Origin of the sequence: Streptomyces chiangmaiensis, assembly GCF_036281785.1 — a bacterium.
GTDB lineage: Bacteria > Actinomycetota > Actinomycetes > Streptomycetales > Streptomycetaceae > Streptomyces > Streptomyces chiangmaiensis.
In genome coordinates this window covers 1-16,013 of sequence record NZ_JAYWVC010000180.1, presented here as the reverse complement: position 1 = coordinate 16,013, position 16,013 = coordinate 1, and the positions used below count along the sequence as shown (strand labels likewise).

Annotated in this window: 14 protein-coding genes; 9 read left to right on the top strand and 5 right to left on the bottom strand. The window is 70.0% G+C overall.

The genetic code is table 11. The annotated features are described in order from the left end of the window. Nucleotides 1–51: 51 nt before the first annotated feature. A complete protein-coding gene (locus VXC91_RS33860) occupies nucleotides 52–1,413 on the bottom strand; it encodes an ABC1 kinase family protein (RefSeq protein ID WP_329511188.1) in 1,362 nt (453 codons plus the stop codon). Continuing rightward, nucleotides 1,406–2,629 (bottom strand): TOMM precursor leader peptide-binding protein, encoded by a 1,224-nt coding sequence (locus tag VXC91_RS33855; RefSeq protein WP_329511187.1) that lies wholly within the window; start codon nucleotides 2,627–2,629, stop codon nucleotides 1,406–1,408. The genes VXC91_RS33860 and VXC91_RS33855 overlap by 8 nt, the downstream gene beginning before the upstream one ends. A gap of 211 nt (nucleotides 2,630–2,840) precedes the next feature. Here VXC91_RS33855 and VXC91_RS33850 point away from each other — a divergent pair, with 211 nt between their 5' ends. The 4 genes from VXC91_RS33850 to VXC91_RS33835 all read left to right on the top strand — a co-directional run bounded on the left by VXC91_RS33850 (nucleotide 2,841) and on the right by VXC91_RS33835 (nucleotide 6,696). Next, on the top strand, nucleotides 2,841–3,437 hold the full coding sequence (locus tag VXC91_RS33850; protein WP_329511186.1) for a M48 metallopeptidase family protein: 597 nt from the start codon (nucleotides 2,841–2,843) through the stop codon (nucleotides 3,435–3,437). A 150-nt stretch (nucleotides 3,438–3,587) separates the two neighbouring features. Continuing rightward, a complete protein-coding gene (locus tag VXC91_RS33845) occupies nucleotides 3,588–5,231 on the top strand; it encodes a TerD family protein (RefSeq protein WP_329511185.1) in 1,644 nt (547 codons plus the stop codon). An 11-nt stretch (nucleotides 5,232–5,242) separates the two neighbouring features. After that, nucleotides 5,243–5,923, top strand: a complete 681-nt coding sequence (locus VXC91_RS33840) for an AIM24 family protein (protein WP_329511184.1) — start codon at nucleotides 5,243–5,245, stop codon at nucleotides 5,921–5,923. A gap of 17 nt (nucleotides 5,924–5,940) precedes the next feature. Further along, nucleotides 5,941–6,696 (top strand): AIM24 family protein, encoded by a 756-nt coding sequence (locus VXC91_RS33835; protein ID WP_329511183.1) that lies wholly within the window; start codon nucleotides 5,941–5,943, stop codon nucleotides 6,694–6,696. Nucleotides 6,697–6,740: 44 nt separating this feature from the next. On the opposite strand, the gene VXC91_RS33830 is transcribed toward VXC91_RS33835, so the two are convergent. Together VXC91_RS33830 and VXC91_RS33825 are read right to left on the bottom strand one after the other, a co-directional pair. Then, on the bottom strand, nucleotides 6,741–7,268 hold the full coding sequence (locus VXC91_RS33830; protein ID WP_329511182.1) for an NUDIX hydrolase: 528 nt from the start codon (nucleotides 7,266–7,268) through the stop codon (nucleotides 6,741–6,743). Continuing rightward, nucleotides 7,265–8,707, bottom strand: coding sequence for a zinc-dependent metalloprotease (locus VXC91_RS33825; protein ID WP_329511181.1), 1,443 nt, complete (start codon nucleotides 8,705–8,707; stop codon nucleotides 7,265–7,267). The genes VXC91_RS33830 and VXC91_RS33825 overlap by 4 nt, the downstream gene beginning before the upstream one ends. Before the next feature lie 191 nt (nucleotides 8,708–8,898). Between VXC91_RS33825 and VXC91_RS33820 the strand changes: the two genes are divergently transcribed. From VXC91_RS33820 to VXC91_RS33805, 4 genes are all read left to right on the top strand, one after another. Beyond that, nucleotides 8,899–10,062, top strand: a complete 1,164-nt coding sequence (locus tag VXC91_RS33820) for an SDR family oxidoreductase (RefSeq protein WP_329511180.1) — start codon at nucleotides 8,899–8,901, stop codon at nucleotides 10,060–10,062. Between the two features lie 194 nt (nucleotides 10,063–10,256). After that, nucleotides 10,257–10,718, top strand: coding sequence for a molybdenum cofactor biosynthesis protein MoaE (locus VXC91_RS33815; RefSeq protein ID WP_329511179.1), 462 nt, complete (start codon nucleotides 10,257–10,259; stop codon nucleotides 10,716–10,718). 178 nt (nucleotides 10,719–10,896) lie between these two features. Then, nucleotides 10,897–11,061 (top strand): hypothetical protein, encoded by a 165-nt coding sequence (locus VXC91_RS33810; RefSeq protein WP_329511178.1) that lies wholly within the window; start codon nucleotides 10,897–10,899, stop codon nucleotides 11,059–11,061. 81 nt (nucleotides 11,062–11,142) lie between these two features. Continuing rightward, on the top strand, nucleotides 11,143–12,240 hold the full coding sequence (locus tag VXC91_RS33805) for a YlbL family protein (protein WP_329511177.1): 1,098 nt from the start codon (nucleotides 11,143–11,145) through the stop codon (nucleotides 12,238–12,240). Nucleotides 12,241–12,314: 74 nt separating this feature from the next. Here VXC91_RS33805 and VXC91_RS33800 read toward each other — a convergent pair whose 3' ends face one another. Next, nucleotides 12,315–12,860 (bottom strand): PPA1309 family protein, encoded by a 546-nt coding sequence (locus VXC91_RS33800; RefSeq protein WP_329511176.1) that lies wholly within the window; start codon nucleotides 12,858–12,860, stop codon nucleotides 12,315–12,317. A gap of 164 nt (nucleotides 12,861–13,024) precedes the next feature. Here VXC91_RS33800 and VXC91_RS33795 point away from each other — a divergent pair, with 164 nt between their 5' ends. Next, nucleotides 13,025–15,973: a UPF0182 family membrane protein gene (locus VXC91_RS33795; protein WP_408057537.1), complete on the top strand. Its 2,949-nt coding sequence runs from the start codon at nucleotides 13,025–13,027 to the stop codon at nucleotides 15,971–15,973. The last annotated feature ends 40 nt before the right edge of the window (nucleotides 15,974–16,013 follow it).

The window sequence follows — 16,013 nt, the reverse complement described above, 5'->3', positions numbered from 1 at the left end:
CCCCCGCCCCACCCCCACCCCTCCGCCCCCACTCCACACAGACAGCCCCGGTCACGCTTCCGCGGCCTGCTCCTGTTCAGGCAGGAAGCCCGGTAGCCACTCCTCCAGCTCGTCCCGCAGACGGACGGTCGCGCCCAGCTGGCACAGCACGCCGATCGTGCTCAGCGTCACCCGGTGTATGAGGAGGTACGCCGGGGGCAAATTCAGCCGTTTGCCCAGCTGGTACGCGGGGGAACGCGGGTCGGCGACGCGGGCGGCCTGGCTGCGCATCCAGCCACGGGTGAAGGTGAACTCCTCGACCTGAGCGGGTTCGATGATCGGGAGGAGATAGTCGAGCACCGCATCGGGGTCGAGTTCGATGGATTCCTTCACGAAGCCCTCTTCGCACAGAAGTTCATAGACCGACTGTGCATCGCCCTCCAGGGTCAGGCGCAGGGAGTGGCCGATGGGGATCGGCAGGCCGCCCGGCAGCCGGTCGACCGTGCCGAAGTCGAGGACCCCCAACCGCCACTCCTCCTTCCGGGCGCCGTCGCCAGAACCGGGCACGAGCCGGAAGTTGCCCGGGTGCGGGTCGGCGTGCAGCAGACCCGTGCGGGCCGGGCCCGAGAAGAGGAAGCGGGCCAGCAGCTGGCCTGCGCGGTCCCGCTGCTCCTGGGTACCGTCGGAGATCACCTCCGACAGCGGGATGCCGTCGACCCACTCGGTCACCAGGACCTGGTCGCACTGGTGGACCACGGCGGGGACCATGAAATCCGGGTCGTCGGCGAACTCCTCCGCGTGCGCCCGCTGGGCCTGGGCCTCCAGTCCGTAGTCCAGCTCCTCGGAAACCCGGTCGCGCAGCTCCGCGATCAGGGGCTTGATGTCCATGCCGGGGATCAGGGGGCCGAGGAGGCGGGCGAAGCGGCTGAGTTGGCTCAGGTCGGAGAGCAGTGCGTCGCCGGCGCCGGGATACTGCACTTTCACGGCGACCTCGCGTCCGTTGTGCCACACCGCGCGGTGCACCTGGCCGATCGAGGCGGCCGCCGCGGGCTTGTCCTCGAATTCCACGAACAGCTCGTGCCAGTCCTCGCCGAGGCGTTCCTCCAGTACGCCGTGCACGGTGCGTGTCGGCATCGGAGGGGCCGCTTCCTGAAGCTTCGTCAGGGCGGCGCGGTAGGGTCCGGCGACCTCCTCGGGCAGCGCCGACTCGAAGACGGACAGAGCCTGCCCGAACTTCATCGCCCCGCCCTTCAGCTCGCCCAGCACCTTGAACAGTTGCTCGGCCGTGCGTTGCTGGAGTTCTCGGCCGACGAGCTCTGCGGATTCGCCCACGATCCGTTTGCCGAGCCCCCAGGTCGCCCGGCCGGCGAAGCCGAGCGGGAGCGCGGCGAGCTTCGCGGTCCGGGTGACCGCCTTCCGGGGAAGATCAGACATGCGCCCTCCAAGTCCCAGACAGCCGTGCTGCGTGCGCCTTGCGGGACAGGTTCCTCGACGGCCGTCGCTCGGCCATTGTCTCGTGCGGCTCATCGGCCTGTGAGGTGTGTTCCCCCTTACCTCTCTCCGCCGCGCCGCACGGGCATGCGGGGTGGGGCCAGACCGGTCGCGCGTGCCAGTCGAGGCGGGGCACGCCTGCCTCCCAGCGCGCGCCCGCGCTGGAGGGCACCTCGCCGTCCAGGAAGGCGAGCGCATGTCCGGCGGCGACGCCTGCGACAGCGGTCGCCAGCGCGAGGTCGCACGGCTGGACCTGCGGCGGGCGTCCGGAGCGCCATTGGGCGACCAGGCGTGGCCAGGTCTCGTCCCGGTCGGCGCGGCCTCGGTGGAGGCAGCCCGCGCAGCTTGTGTCGCCCGGGAGGACGAACGGGCCTACGACTCCCGTTCCCTCCACGACACCCGCGTACAGATGGGGAGTTCCGGAGGCGATCAGCGGTTCGGCGGCGAACGGGTCGGGTGCGTGGATGTCGACGCCGTCGCGCGGGGCGAGGATCACCAGGGAGAGGGCCGGGCCAGGCTCGTTGTGGGGGGAGCGGCGTGACGGTCGCTGCCGGCGCGGTGGCCGGTCGGGGGCGGCCGCGCGTACCGCGCGGCGGGCCGCTTCCTCTCTGCGCTCGCCGACGGAGTCGGCCGGCAGTCCGCCCGGTGCCACGTCCCACGGCTCGACGTGACCGGTGTCGCAGACGTCGACCTCGCCGACGCCCGCTCCCGCGAGCAGTGCGGCGAGGACCGCCCCCACGCGGCCGGCGCCGCGCACCTGGACCCGCAGGGAGCGGCGCGCGGCCAAGCGCCGGCCGGGTTCGCCCGGTGCACGGGTGGTCAGTGACAGGGATGCCAGATCGGGACGGAGGCGGTCGAGGACCGCCGTCTTGGCGCGCAGGGCCTGTGCCTGGGGGCCTCCGCCAGTGGCGTCGTCGAGCAGTCCCGCGGTGCTGAGGTTGTCGACGAGTGCGTCGAGGTGTCCCTCGGGCAGGCCCGTGCGGCGAGCCTCCTCGCGCAGCAGAGGCAGTCCACGGGTGCCGTCGAGCAGGGCGAGGAAGCTGCCCGTCGCGGTGTCCATGGGACCGAGCACCATCGCGTGCGCGGGTGCCATCCCGAACTGCACGGTGTTGAGATCGCGCCAGCCGCGCCGCAGCGCGGGCTTCACCATCGGATGCATGATGGCCCCTTTGTAGTGGTATGTCCCTGTTGAGTGAGGGATATTGTGGTCTGTTACCGCATGCCAGGATGCCTGGGGGGTACGGGGGCGTGCACAAAGTTGTCCACAGGCGCGGGTATCGGTCGTACAAATCAAGCTCACGGGGTGCGGATCGACAGCGATCCGTACCGGAGGCGGGACTTCCCCCGTGCGCAGCGGGTAACGTCAGGGCGTGCCCGCCGACCCACTGCACCGCGCCGGAACCCCACAGCGCAGCACGACGAGCCAGCCGCCGAGCGGCTCGGGGGCGAGCGCGATCGAGGTACGCAGGAGCGCGCGACGCCGCCGGACGGTGTCCGCGTACCGCGAGGGCGATCGCACCGTCGTGCTCATCCCCGCCCGGATGTCCGAGGCGGAGGAGCAGCGCTGGGTGACCGTCATGCTCGCCAAGCTGGCCGCCCAGGAGAGCAAGCGGGTGATCGGCGACACCGAGCTCGCCGAGCGTGCCGAGCGGCTTTCGACGCAGTACTTCGGCGGCCGCGCGCGACCCAGCTCGGTGCGCTGGGTCACCAACCAGAACACACGCTGGGGCTCGTGCACCCCCGCCGAGGGCAGCATCCGTCTGTCGCACAGGTTGCAGGGCATGCCGGAGTACGTCGTCGACTATGTCCTCCTGCACGAGCTCGCGCATCTGCTCGTGCCGGGCCACGGGCCGCGTTTCTGGAGGCTGCTGGAGGCGTATCCCCGCACGGAGCGTGCCCGCGGCTACCTCGAGGGCGTGGTCGCGGCCGACCGGCTGCCGCATCAGCCCGCACCCGCCGAGGAGTAGTCGGACAACCCCGTGGAGGGGGGCCGACTTGTCGGGTGCCGCCGGGGAAGCGGTTGTGTACCGGGTCTGTACCGGCCGCGTCCGTTCCGGGCGTTTGCGGCTAGCCTGGCGCGACGCACTCACATTCGGGATGGGGGACGGTCGTTACGCATGGCCAGGGAATTCCAACGCGGCCACAAGGCCAGGATCAGTGACCTCACCGCGGGCACGGATCTGTACGTAGGCGTGCAGATCTCCGGGCCCGGACTGACCTTCGACATCAGCTGTTTCGGTCTGGACGCCGACGAACGGCTCTCGGACGACCGGTACTTCGTCTTCTTCAACCAGCCGAAGACGCCGGAGGAGTCCATTCAGCTCCTCGGTGCCCAGGCGGGCGACACGGAGTCCTTCCGGGTCACGCTCGACAGGATCCCACCGCGGATCCAGAAGCTGTCGTTCACGGCGACGATCGACGGCGCCGGGCAGATGTCGCAGATCGCCCCCGGATACCTGCGTATCGTCGCCGGCGGCGAGGAGGTCGCCCGGTACTCCTTCAACGGCTCGGAGTTCTCCACCGAACGCGCCGTCATGCTGGGCGACTTCTATCTGAAGGACGTCTGGCGGTTCGCCGCGGTCGGCCAGGGCTTCGACGGCGGACTCGACGCGTTGCTGAAGAACTTCGGCGGTGAGGTCCTCGAGGAGGAGACGCCTGCGCCGCAGCCGCCGCAGTCCGGTGCCGCCCCGGGGTTCGCCCCGCCCGCCCAGGCCGCCGCGCCCCCCGCGTTCGCCGCCCCGTCCGCGCCGGTTCCGCCGCCCGCCCCTGCCCCGGCGCCGCTGCAGCCGCAGTCCGCACCGCAGGGCTTTGCGCCGCCCCCGGCGCCCGCCCCGGCTCCGGCGCCTTCCGTGCATGCCGCGCCCACCATCGTCGCTCCGCTGAACACGCCGCCCGGCGGAACCGTGCCGGCGCCGGGTCCCGCGCCCTACGTTCAGCCGCCGGGGCAGCCGGGCCCGCCGCCAGGCTACGGCGGGCAGCCGTCGGCGCCGCTGCCGCCCGGCTACGGTCAGCAGCCGTCGTACGGGCGGGTTCCGGGCCAGTATCCCGGCGCGCCCGCGGCCCCCTCTCCGTACGGTGCTCCTCAGCAAGCCCCACAGGCTGTGGGGGTGGCCGGCGCGTTGCAGGCCTTCAAGGAGACCCCGACCGGGCAGCGCTGGACCCAGCAGAACAAGAAGCTCGTCCGTGTCGACCTCGGCATCGGTGGCCAGCCCGTGCTGGCCCGGCAGGGCAGCATGGTGCTCTACCAGGGCAAGGTCGACTTCAGTTACAAGGGCGCGGGCTTCGCCGGGCGGATCGTGGGCAACGCGACCGGCCAGGAGATGCAGTTGATGCGCTGCACGGGGCAGGGCCAGGTGTTCCTCGCGGAGAACGCCACCCATCTGCACCCGATCGAGCTTCAGGGCGACGCGATCTGCGTCTCCGCGGAGAACGTGCTCGCGTTCGACGAGTCCCTCCAGTACGAGGTCCGGCGCATCGAGGGGCATGGCATCCCCGGGGGAGCCCTCTTCACGATGCAGTTCCAGGGCACGGGCACGATCGTGGTGAAGACGCACGGAGCGCCCGTCGTGCTGCCCGTCACTCCGACGACGTTCGCCGACTGCAACGCCGTCGTCGCCTGGTCGGCCGCCGCCCAGGTGGTCGTCTCCAGCCACGTACGGATGCGCCGCAACGCCTACCCCGGGGACAGCGGGGAGAGCGTCAACCTCCAGTTCCGGGCGGCGCCCGGCAGCTTCGTCGTCGTCCAGCCCTACGAGGTCTGAGGGAGCCCGTCATGAACCAGCCGCTCGCGGGCCTCGCTCCCGCACCCGTCACCGCCCGCATGGAGAACCACGGCAGTCACATGCTGAAGGTCGCCATGCAGACCGGAAACGACCTTTTCGCGCGCGTGGGATCGATGGTCGCCTACGAGGGGTTCATCCAGTACGAGCCCAACCCGCCCGCGGTACGTCAGATCGCCCGGGACTGGATCACCGGCGAGGGAGCTCCCCTCATGAAGTGCTCCGGTGACGGCCTGCTCTACCTCGCCGACTACGGGGCGAACGTCGTCGTCATCAACCTGGGTGGGGAGGCGATCTCCGTCAACGCCACCAATCTGCTCGCCTTCGACGCGAATCTCCAGTGGGGTGTCGAACGCGTCAAGGGGCTCGCCAAGTTCGCCGGGCAGGGCCTGTGGAACACCAAGATCTCTGGTCAGGGCTGGGTCGCACTGACCTCCCGGGGCGAGCCCATCGTCGTCGACTGCGGCGGCGGCGAGGATGAGACGTACGTCGACCCGGACGCCCTCGTGGCCTGGTCCCCGAACCTGAAGGTGAAGGGCAAGCGCAGCTTCAAGGCGCAGTCGCTCATCGGGCGCGGCAGCGGAGAGGCGTACCAGATGGCGTTCTCCGGGCAGGGCATCGTGGTCGTCCAGCCCAGCGAGGACAGCACCGACCGCCTCCGGATCCGGGGCTGAGGGGGAAGTCGCACACCATGCAGAGCACGCTTTTCGGCTACAACGAGCAGCAGACCCAGGAGCGTTACAGCCTGCAGAACTCGCAGATGCTGCGGATCCTGCTGGAGGGCCACGACGACGTCCTGGCGCGCAAGGGCACCATGGTCGCCTACCAGGGGCTCGTCGAGTTCGACGCCGAGTACCAGAGCAGCAGCCGGCACAGTGCCCGGGCGTACACCGGGGAGGGGCTGGACCTGATGCGCTGTCACGGGCAGGGCACGGTCTACCTCGCCAACCTCGCCCAGCACGTGCACATCATGGACGTCGAGCAGGACGGGCTCACCGTCGACAGCAGTTACGTCCTGGCGATGGACTCCTCGCTGCACCACGAGGTCATCGCCGTGGACAGCCAGTACGGCATCTCCGGCTCGGGCAAGTACCAGCTCAACATCACCGGCCGCGGCAAGGTCGCGTTGATGACATCGGGCGCGCCCCTGCTGATGCAGGTGACGCCGGACAAGTACGTCAACTGCGACGCCGACGCGATCGTCGCCTGGTCGACCGGCCTGCGTGTGCAGATGCAGGCCCAGACCCACTCCTCGGGGGTGTGGCGCCGGCGGGGCAACACCGGTGAGGGCTGGGAGCTCAGCTTCATGGGCAGCGGCTTCGCGCTCGTCCAGCCCAGTGAGCTGCTGCCGCCGCAGAACGCGGTGATCGGACAGGGGCTGCGCGCCCAGTACGGCATGGGCCAGTACGGGGCGCGGGGCCAGAACCAGGGCAACGTCTGGAGCTGACCACCCGGGGACGGGTAGGGCGCGACACCGCCTCGGGGTCGCCTCTACCCGTCTCGGGCGAGTCTCTCCCTGGTCGCCTCCATCAGCCGTACGACCGATCCGTCCGCGACGCCCGCCACTTCGCGGTAAGGGAACCAGCGCAGGTCCAGCGATTCGTCGCTGATCGACTCGAGGGCGCCGGCCGGGGCGAGCGCCGCGTACTGCACGTCGAGATGCCAGGCACACGGTGTGAGGTGGCGGTCCAGGCGCACCGGCCCACTGGGCAGCAGGGCCAGACCCTCGATGCCGGACTCCTCGGTCGCCTCCCGCAGCGCCGCGGACGCGAGGGTGGGGTCCCCCGGCTCGCAGTGACCGCCCATCTGCAGCCACATCCGCAGCTTCTTGTGGAGGGTCAGCAGTACGCGGCCGCCTTCGGGGTCGATCACCAGGGCGCTCGCCGTGATGTGCCCGTCCGTGCAGGCCTTCCACAGGCCGGCCGGGTGTGCCTCCAGGTGCTCCAGGTAGGTGCGGCGCAGGTCTTCCTGGTCCTCGTACCCCTTGAGTACGAGGACCGCGTCGTCGTGGAGGCTCACTCGGCGTCGTCGTTCCCGGGCTCGGTGTCCTTGCCCTCGTCCCGCTTCGTGAGGTCGGGCTTCCCCGCGGAGCCGCCCGCGGCCTCGCCGAGCATCTGGTCCAGCTCGGAGAAGTCCAGCTGCTCCCGGTGCACGAAGCCGTCGGGGTCGTCCAGATCGGAGGCCGTCGGCAGCATGTCCGGGTGGGCCCACAGACCGTCCCGGCCGTCGACGCCCCGCGCGTCCGTGAGCGACGCCCACAGACGAGAGGCGTCCCGCAGCCGGCGCGGACGCAGCTCCAGACCGATCAGCGTCGCGAACGTCTGCTCGGCCGGGCCGCCCGTGGCGCGGCGGCGGCGCAGGGTCTCGCGCAGCGCGTCCGCGGACGCCAGGCGCGGCTTCGCCGCCGCGTGCACCACCGCATCCACCCAGCCCTCGACGAGCGCCAGCGCCGTCTCCAGACGGGCCAGGGCCGCCTTCTGCTCCGGGGTGTCCTCCGGCTGGAACATGCCCTGCTGGAGCGCCTGCTGGAGCTCTTCGGGGTTCTGCGGGTCGAACTGGCCGACGACGTCCTCCAGCTTCGCCGTGTCCACCTTGATGCCGCGCGCGTAGCCCTCGACCGCCCCGAACAGGTGGGAGCGCAGCCACGGGACATGTGCGAACAGGCGCTGGTGGGCGGCCTCGCGCAGGGCCAGATACAGCCGCACCTCGTCCTTGGGGACGCCCAGGTCCTTGCCGAACGCCTCGATGTTCAGCGGCAGCAGCGCGGCCTTGCCGGCCGGGCCGAGCGGCAGGCCGATGTCGGTCGAGCCGACGACCTCGCCCGCGAGCACGCCGACGGCCTGCCCGATCTGCGTACCGAACATGGCGCCGCCCATGGAGCGCATCATGCCGATCAGCGGGCCCGCCATGGCCTGCATCTCCTCCGGCAGGACGTCGCCCATGGCCGCGCCGACGCGCTCGGCGACCGGGTCGACGAGCTCCTTCCAGACCGGAAGGGTCGCCTCGACCCACTCCGCGCGGCTCCAGGCCACGGCGGAGCCCGCGCCGGACGGCAATGACGTCACTCCGTCGAGCCACAGGTCGGCCAGGCGGACGGCTTCCTCGACGGAGGAACGCTCGCCGGGGCTCACGCTCGCGTCCTTCGTGCCGTCCTGGGCGCCCTGGGAGACCGTCTGGCGGGCGATCTGCTTGGCCATGTCCCAGTTCACCGGCCCGCCCTCGTAGGAGAGCATCTGGCCGAGCTGCTGGAAGGCCGCACCCAGGTCGGTGGGGTTCAGGGAACCGAACATCGCGGCGAGCGGGTTGTCGGCGCCGGCGCCACCGGCTCCGGGCAGCCCGAAACCGAACGGGTTGGCCGGACCCTGACCACCACCGCTCTGCTGGTCCTTCTTCTTGCCCTCGTCGCCGTTCTCCGGCTCCTCCGGCGGAAGGCCGAATCCGAATGGGGTGTCACTCACGGGATTCCTCGGCTGGTAAGGCCACCGGTTCCTTCCGGCGGCTGGCTGCCCGACAACACCACCCAGCGTAGACACCCGGGCCGGATCGAGCCTGGGTGCTTCGCCGACACCTGGCCTGCGGCAGGATGGATGCCAACTGGTTTGCACGCGTACTTCGCGTTCGTACTGAAGACAACCGCTGGAGACGCCCGGTGAGTTCCCCAGATCCGCAGGTTCGCGCAGCGCGAAACCATTCGGCCCGCCCGTCACCCGGCGACCGTCCCCGGGAGGCACCGCTGCGTACCGGCGAGCCCGCCGGCGTCCGCGGCCCCGTCGTCGCCGTCACCGGCGCGGCCTCGGGCGTCGGCGCCCTGCTCACCGAGCGGCTCGCCGCCTCCGACGAGATCAAGCAGGTCGTGGCCATCGACGAGCGGCGCGGGGAGTGCGCGGCGGCCCGGTGGCACATCCTGGACGTGCGGGACCCGGCGATCGCGGAGAAGCTGCGGGGCGCCGACGTCGTGGTGCACCTGGCCCTCGACCTCGATCTGGAGACGGACACCGCGGCGCGCACGGCGTACAACGTCCGGGGGACGCAGACCGTGCTGACCGCCGCCGCGGCGGCCGGGGTGCACCGGGTGGTGCTGTGCACGTCCGCGATGGTGTACGGGGCGCTCCCGGACAACGAGCTGCCGCTCGCCGAGGACGCCGAGCTGCGGGCGACCGCGGAGGCGACCGGCGTCGGGGACCTGCTGGAGATCGAGCGGCTCGCGCGCAGGGCGCCGCGCGCCCATCCGGGGCTCAATGTCACCGTCGTCCGGCCGGCTGTCCTGGTCGGGTGCACCGACACCGCGCTGACCAGGTACTTCGAGTCACCTCGGCTGCTGGTGGTGGCGGGGTCGCGGCCGGCCTGGCAGTTCTGCCACGTCGAGGATCTGTGCAGCGCCCTCGAGTACGCCGTACTGGAGAAGGTCGAGGGGGAACTGGCCGTCGGGTGCGACGGATGGCTGGAGCAGGAGGAGGTCGAGGAGCTCAGCGGGATCCGGCGGATGGAGCTGCCGTCCACGGTCGCCCTGGGCGCCGCGGCCCGGCTGCACCGGATCGGCCTCACACCCTCGCCCGCCGGGGACCTCGCGTACACGATGTACCCGTGGGTGGTGAGCGGGAGCCGGCTGCACGACGCCGGATGGCGTCCCCAGTGGACGAACGAGGAGGTTCTCGCGGAGCTGCTGGAGGAGGTGGCCGGGCGGCACACCGTGGTCGGGCGCCGGCTCGGACGCAAGGACGCCACGGCAGCGGGAGCCGCGGGGGCGACGGTCGCGCTGCTCGGCGCGGCCGCGGTGGTGCGGCGGGCGCGGAAGGCCCGGCGGCGCGCCTGAGAACGGCGGGTGCACCGTGGCCGAAGAAGCGGCCGCACCCTCGTCTTCCACCGCCCGAAGCCGCGCCCCGAAGGCGGGTTCCGCCTGCCGGCTGCCCGTAGGACGGCCTCCCGTAGGACGCTCCGAAGCCCACGCGCGCGTGCCGGGTGAATCGTCTGTTCCTCGCCGTCCCTCGTGTACGGCACGATGGGAGCATGGCATCCAACAGCGATCACCCTGGTGAGCAGGCGGCGGACGATCCCATCAAGCTGGTCGCCGTCCGCGACACCCCACTCTCCCTCGACGAGATCTTCAGGGCCGTCGGGGACGATGCGGCCGGAGGGACCGCGCTGTTCGTCGGGACCGTGCGCAATCACGACCGCGGGGCCGACGTCGACAAGCTGGCGTATTCGTGTCATCCAAGCGCCGAGGCGGAGATGCGGCGGATCGCCGAGAAGGTCGTCGCCGAGTTTCCCGTGCGGGCGCTCGCGGCCGTGCACCGCGTGGGGGACCTGCGCGTCGGTGACCTGGCCGTCGTCGTGGCCGTGTCGTGCCCGCACCGCGGCGAGGCTTTCGACGCCTGCCGCAAGCTGATCGACGACCTCAAGCACGAAGTGCCCATCTGGAAGCACCAGACGTTCTCCGACGGGACGGAGGAGTGGGTCGGAGCCTGCTGACCCCGGGCGAGCGACTCCCATGGCACCAGTCGGCCCACCAAGTACCGCCCATCGGGTCGAGGAGGCCCTCACCCGGATTCCGGTTGCGTAACCGCACCCCGGGCGTGAGCGTTGACATGGCAGACGATTAATCTGCTGATCAGTCAGTTGCGGTCGCTCATGGGGATGGGAGGTCGGCATGGCGGCGCTCGCCTGGTTGCTGATTCCGCTTTTGGCCGCGATCGGTGCCGGACTGTGGGGCACCTGGGCCAGTCGCAACGGGAAGGTGTCGGGCGACGGATCCGAGCTCGCCGGATATGCGCGATTCCGCGAAGCCATGGAGAAGTCCCACTCGGGCGGCTGACCACTCCAGAACCCCGGGGCCGCCCGCCCGGACGGACGGCCCCGACGGTGCGCTTACCCGACTGTCCCGTACTGTCGTTCCATGCCACGCCGCACCGCGACGATGCTCGCCTCGACCCTGATGCTGATCGCGCTCCTGTGTGCGGGAGTGTTCATCAAAGTGCCCTACTCGGAGATGTCCCCGGGGCCGACGGTGAACACCCTCGACGAGCACGGCGGCGAGCCGGTGCTGCAGATCTCCGGGCGCAAGACCTATCCGACGACCGGGCACCTGAACATGACCACGGTTCGGGTCACCAGCGCCGACTACAACATGAACCTGGTCGAGGCCGTCTACGGATGGCTCGCTCACGACAGCAAGGTCGTCCCGCACGACACGCTCTACCCGGACGGGAAGACCGAGCAGCAGTCCACCCAGGAGAACGCCGAGGAGTTCAGTCAGTCCCAGGAGAGCGCCAAGGTCGCCGTACTGAAGGAACTCGGCGTCCCCGTGAAGTCCTGGGTGATCGTCTCCACGGTCCTCAAGGGATCGCCGGCCGAGGGCAGGCTGCACGCGGGTGACGTCGTCAAGGCCGTCGACGGATCCGCCGTGAAGGCACCCGACGACGTCGCCGAACTGGTCACCAAGCACAAGCCCGGCCAGAACGTGGTCTTCACGATCGTCCCCGCCAAGGAACAGGCCGCCGCCGAGAAGGCGCACACGACGGCCACCCGGACCCAGGATGTGACGATCACCACGGCGAAGTCCCACGACAGCGGTCAGGAGCGGGCCATCGTCGGGATCTCCGCCGGGACCGATCACACGTTCCCGTTCACCATCGACATCAAGCTCGCCGACGTCGGCGGACCGAGCGCCGGGCTGATGTTCGCGCTCGGCATCTACGACAAGCTCACCCCGGGCAGCCTCACCGGCGGCTCATTCGTGGCCGGCACCGGCACCATCGACGACGACGGCAAGGTCGGTCCGATCGGGGGCATCGAGATGAAGACGGTCGGCGCGCGCAGCAAGGGCGCCCAGTACTTCCTGACGCCCAAGGACAACTGCTCGGCCGCCGCCAAGGACACCCCCAAGGGACTCAGGCTCGTCAAGGTCGACACCATCGAGGACGCCCTGAACGCCCTCAAGGACATCCGCACCGGCGACACCGCCGCCCTCCCGAACTGCTCGGTCAAGGGCTGACGGCGCCGCCCTGACGTGACGAGGGGGTGTTCGGGGGTTCCGGGGCGCCCCCTCGCGTCACGTACCGGTGGCGCTCACTCCTCGAACGTCGCCGACAACGCCTCCGCCAGACCCGGCACCAGGTCCGGGCCCGTCAGCACCTCCGTCGGGGAGTCCTTCTCGCGCAGTCGCAGCGCCGACTCGCGCGTGCCGTCCCGAAGGACCGCCACCGTCATCCGCACCTCCTGGCGCTCCGGGTGGCCGGCGACCCAGTTCGCCAACTGCTTCTCGCTCAGGCCCTCGGGGACCGAGCCCTCCGCGGACGGCGGCAGCATCAGCCGTTCCACCGTGAGCGCGCAGCCGGCCACCGCGTCGGGCCAGGCGATGGTGCCCAGGAACTCGTCCAGGGGCCGGTCGGCAGGGATCTCGTCCTGTTCGACCGGGGTGAGACCGGAGGTGGCCCCGGACTCGTCGTCCAGACCGAGCTGGGCGGCGAGCAGGGGCTCCTGGGCCCGCAGCCGCGTGGTGTCGACGAGGGCGAAGAGGCGAGCGGGCTGGTCCCAGCCGAGGCTGGAGGCGTACTCGTCGATCTCGAGCACGGCCCGGGTGAGGGGGTTCGCTGCCATGGGAGTGTTGGACATGGTCACAATCCTGCCTCGTTCTCACACGGATCCGGGAACCGAGTAAAGCGCCAGTAAGTTGCATAGGTGGGGCTCCGCGGTCGTGGAGCCCCGATCATGGTCCGCGTTCACGGGGGCCTGCGGAATCAACAGCGAACTTCGAGGTGCACACCTTGGCTTTCCAGATGCCGGACCGCGGCGGAGGCCCCACGGGGCCGCGGATCAGAGTGGGCCGCCCGTCCCGGCGAGCCCGGACCCTGCTCATGACACTGGGGGTCCTCGCCGTCCTCGGCATGGCGTTCGTCATGTTCGCCGGCTTCTGGACGGAATGGCTCTGGTACCGGTCGGTGAAGTACTCGTCCGTCTTCACGACCACGCTGTGGACCAAGATCGGGCTCTTCTTCGTCTTCGGTCTGCTGATGGCGGCCGCGGTCGGCTTCAACATCTGGCTCGCGCACCGGCTGCGTCCGCCGCTGAGCGCCATGTCCATGGAGCAGCAGAGCCTCGACCGCTACCGCATGGGGATCGCGCCCTACAAGAGGTGGCTGCTGCTCGGGATCACCGCCTTGGTGGGCCTGATCGCCGGCGCGTCCGCGGCCAGCCAGTGGCGCACCTGGCTGATGTGGGTCAACGGCGTGCCCTTCCACCAGAAGGACCCCCAGTTCCACCTGGACGTCGCCTTCTATGCCTTCGACCTGCCCTGGTACCGGTTCCTGCTCGGCTTCGGCTTCGCTGCCACCGTGCTCTCCCTGATCGCCGCCGCGCTCACGCACTACCTGTACGGCGGTCTGCGGATCACCTCTCCCGGAGCGCGCGCCACGGCCGCCGCGACCGGTCACCTGTCGGTGCTGCTCGGCGTCTTCGTCGCCCTGAAAGCGGTCGCCTACTGGCTCGACCGCTACGGCCTCGCCGTCAAGTCCAGCGACTTCAAGGCGACCGGCAACTGGACGGGCCTGAGGTACGTCGACGCGAACGCCTACCTGCCGGCCAAGACCATCCTGTTCTGCATCGCCGTCATCTGCGCGCTGCTCTTCTTCGCCACCTTGTGGCGGCGCACCTGGCAACTGCCCGTCATCGGCTTCGGCCTGATGGTGCTCTCGGCCATCCTCATCGGCGGTCTGTACCCGGCGATAGTCCAGAAGTTCCAGGTCCAGCCCAACGAGCAGGCCAAGGAAGCGCCGTACGTCGACAAGAACATCAAGGCGACACGCGAGGCCTACGGCATCGACAGCGCTCAGGTCACCGAGTACGCGGGCGAGAGCGCCACCAAGGACAGGAGCACGCTGCGCGACGACGTCGACGCGGCCGCGAGCATCCGCCTGCTGGACCCGAACATCGTCTCCCCGACGTTCCAGCAGCTCCAGCAGATGAAGAACTACTACGCGTTCCCGACCAACCTGGACGTCGACCGTTACAACAAGGACGGCAAGGACCAGGACACGGTCATCGGTCTGCGCGAACTGAACCTCCGGGGCATCCCGAAGCAGAACTGGATCAACGACCACTTCCGCTACACCCACGGGTTCGGCGTCGTCGCCGCCAAGGGCACCACCGCCGACTCCAACGGCCAGCCCGTCTTCACCGAGTCCGATCTGCCGTCCACCGGCGACCTGCCCACCTACGAGCAGCGGATCTACTACGGCGAGAAGACCACTTCGTACTCGATCGTCGGCGGTCCCCAGAAGGAGATCGACTACTCCGACGACAGGGGCGAGAAGACCACCAGTTACCAGGGCAAGAGCGGGGTCAGCCTCTCCGACCCGATCAACCGGGCCGCCTACGCGGTGACGTTCGGTGAGCCGCAGATCCTGTACTCGGGCGCCATCGGCGACGGTTCGCGCATCCTGTACAACCGCACGCCCAAGGAGCGCGTCGAGGCGGTCGCGCCCTGGCTCACCATCGACGGCGACGCCTATCCGGCGGTGGTCGACGGCCGCATCCAGTGGATCGTCGACGCCTACACGACGACGAACGGCTATCCGTACGCCTCCCGTACGACCCTGGGCGACACGACGGCCGACTCGCTGACCGCGGGCAACACCCAGCGCGCGGTGGTGGCCCAGCAGAACCAGGTCAACTACATCCGCAACTCGGTGAAGGCGACCGTCGACTCGTACACCGGCGAGGTCGAGCTCTACCAGTGGGACACCAAGGACCCGGTCCTGAAGACCTGGATGAAGGCGTTCCCGGGCACCGTGAAGCCCAGGGCCGACATCTCGCCGTCGCTGATGTCCCATCTGCGGTACCCGCAGGATCTGTTCAAGGTCCAGCGCGAACTGCTCACCCGCTACCACGTCAAGGACGCCCAGACCTTCCTCAGCGGCAGCGAGGTCTGGCAGGTGCCCGACGACCCGACCAACAAGTCGGGCAACGCGGTGCCGCCGTACTACCTGAGCATGAAGATGCCCGACCAGCAGTCGCAGGCGTTCTCCCTGACGACGACGTTCACGCCGAACGGCCGGGACAACCTGAGCGCCTTCGTGGCGGTCGACTCCGAAGCGGGCACGAGCGACTACGGCAAGATCAGAATCCTGAAGCTGCCCACCAGCAAGACCGTCGGCGGCCCGAAACAGGTACAGAGCCAGTTCAACTCCAACTCGCAGCAGAACATCGCTGAGTTCGTCAGGCTCATCAGAGGAGGCGACTCCGAGATCGAGTACGGCAATCTGCTGACCGTACCGCTCGACGGGGGCCTGCTCTACGTGGAGCCCGTCTACGTGCGCGGTGGCGAACTCAAGTACCCGCTGCTGCGCAAGGTGTTGGTGACCTACGGCGGCAGTACCGCCTTCGAGGACACACTCGACCAAGCCCTCAACAAGCTCTTCGGAGCGGAGGGTTCGACCACCACGCCGCCCGGCACGGGCACCACCAATCCGCCGCCGTCCGGTAATCCGACGGTCCAGCAGGCGCTGAACGACGCGCAGAAGGCCTTCGACGCGGGACAGGAGGCCCTCAAGAAGGGCGACTGGAAGGCGTACGGCGACGCGCAGAGGGATCTCGAGGCCGCGCTGAATCGGGCCGAGGAGGCACAGTCCAAGGCCGGCAAGACCAGCGGCAGCAGTCCGTCCGCCGGTCCGAGCGGCTCGCCCGGCAGTTCACCGAGCGGCAGTCCGAGCAGTTCCGGCGGAGGCTGAACCAAAGCCCCTCCCGCGTCGTGATACGGTTGCCCGACAA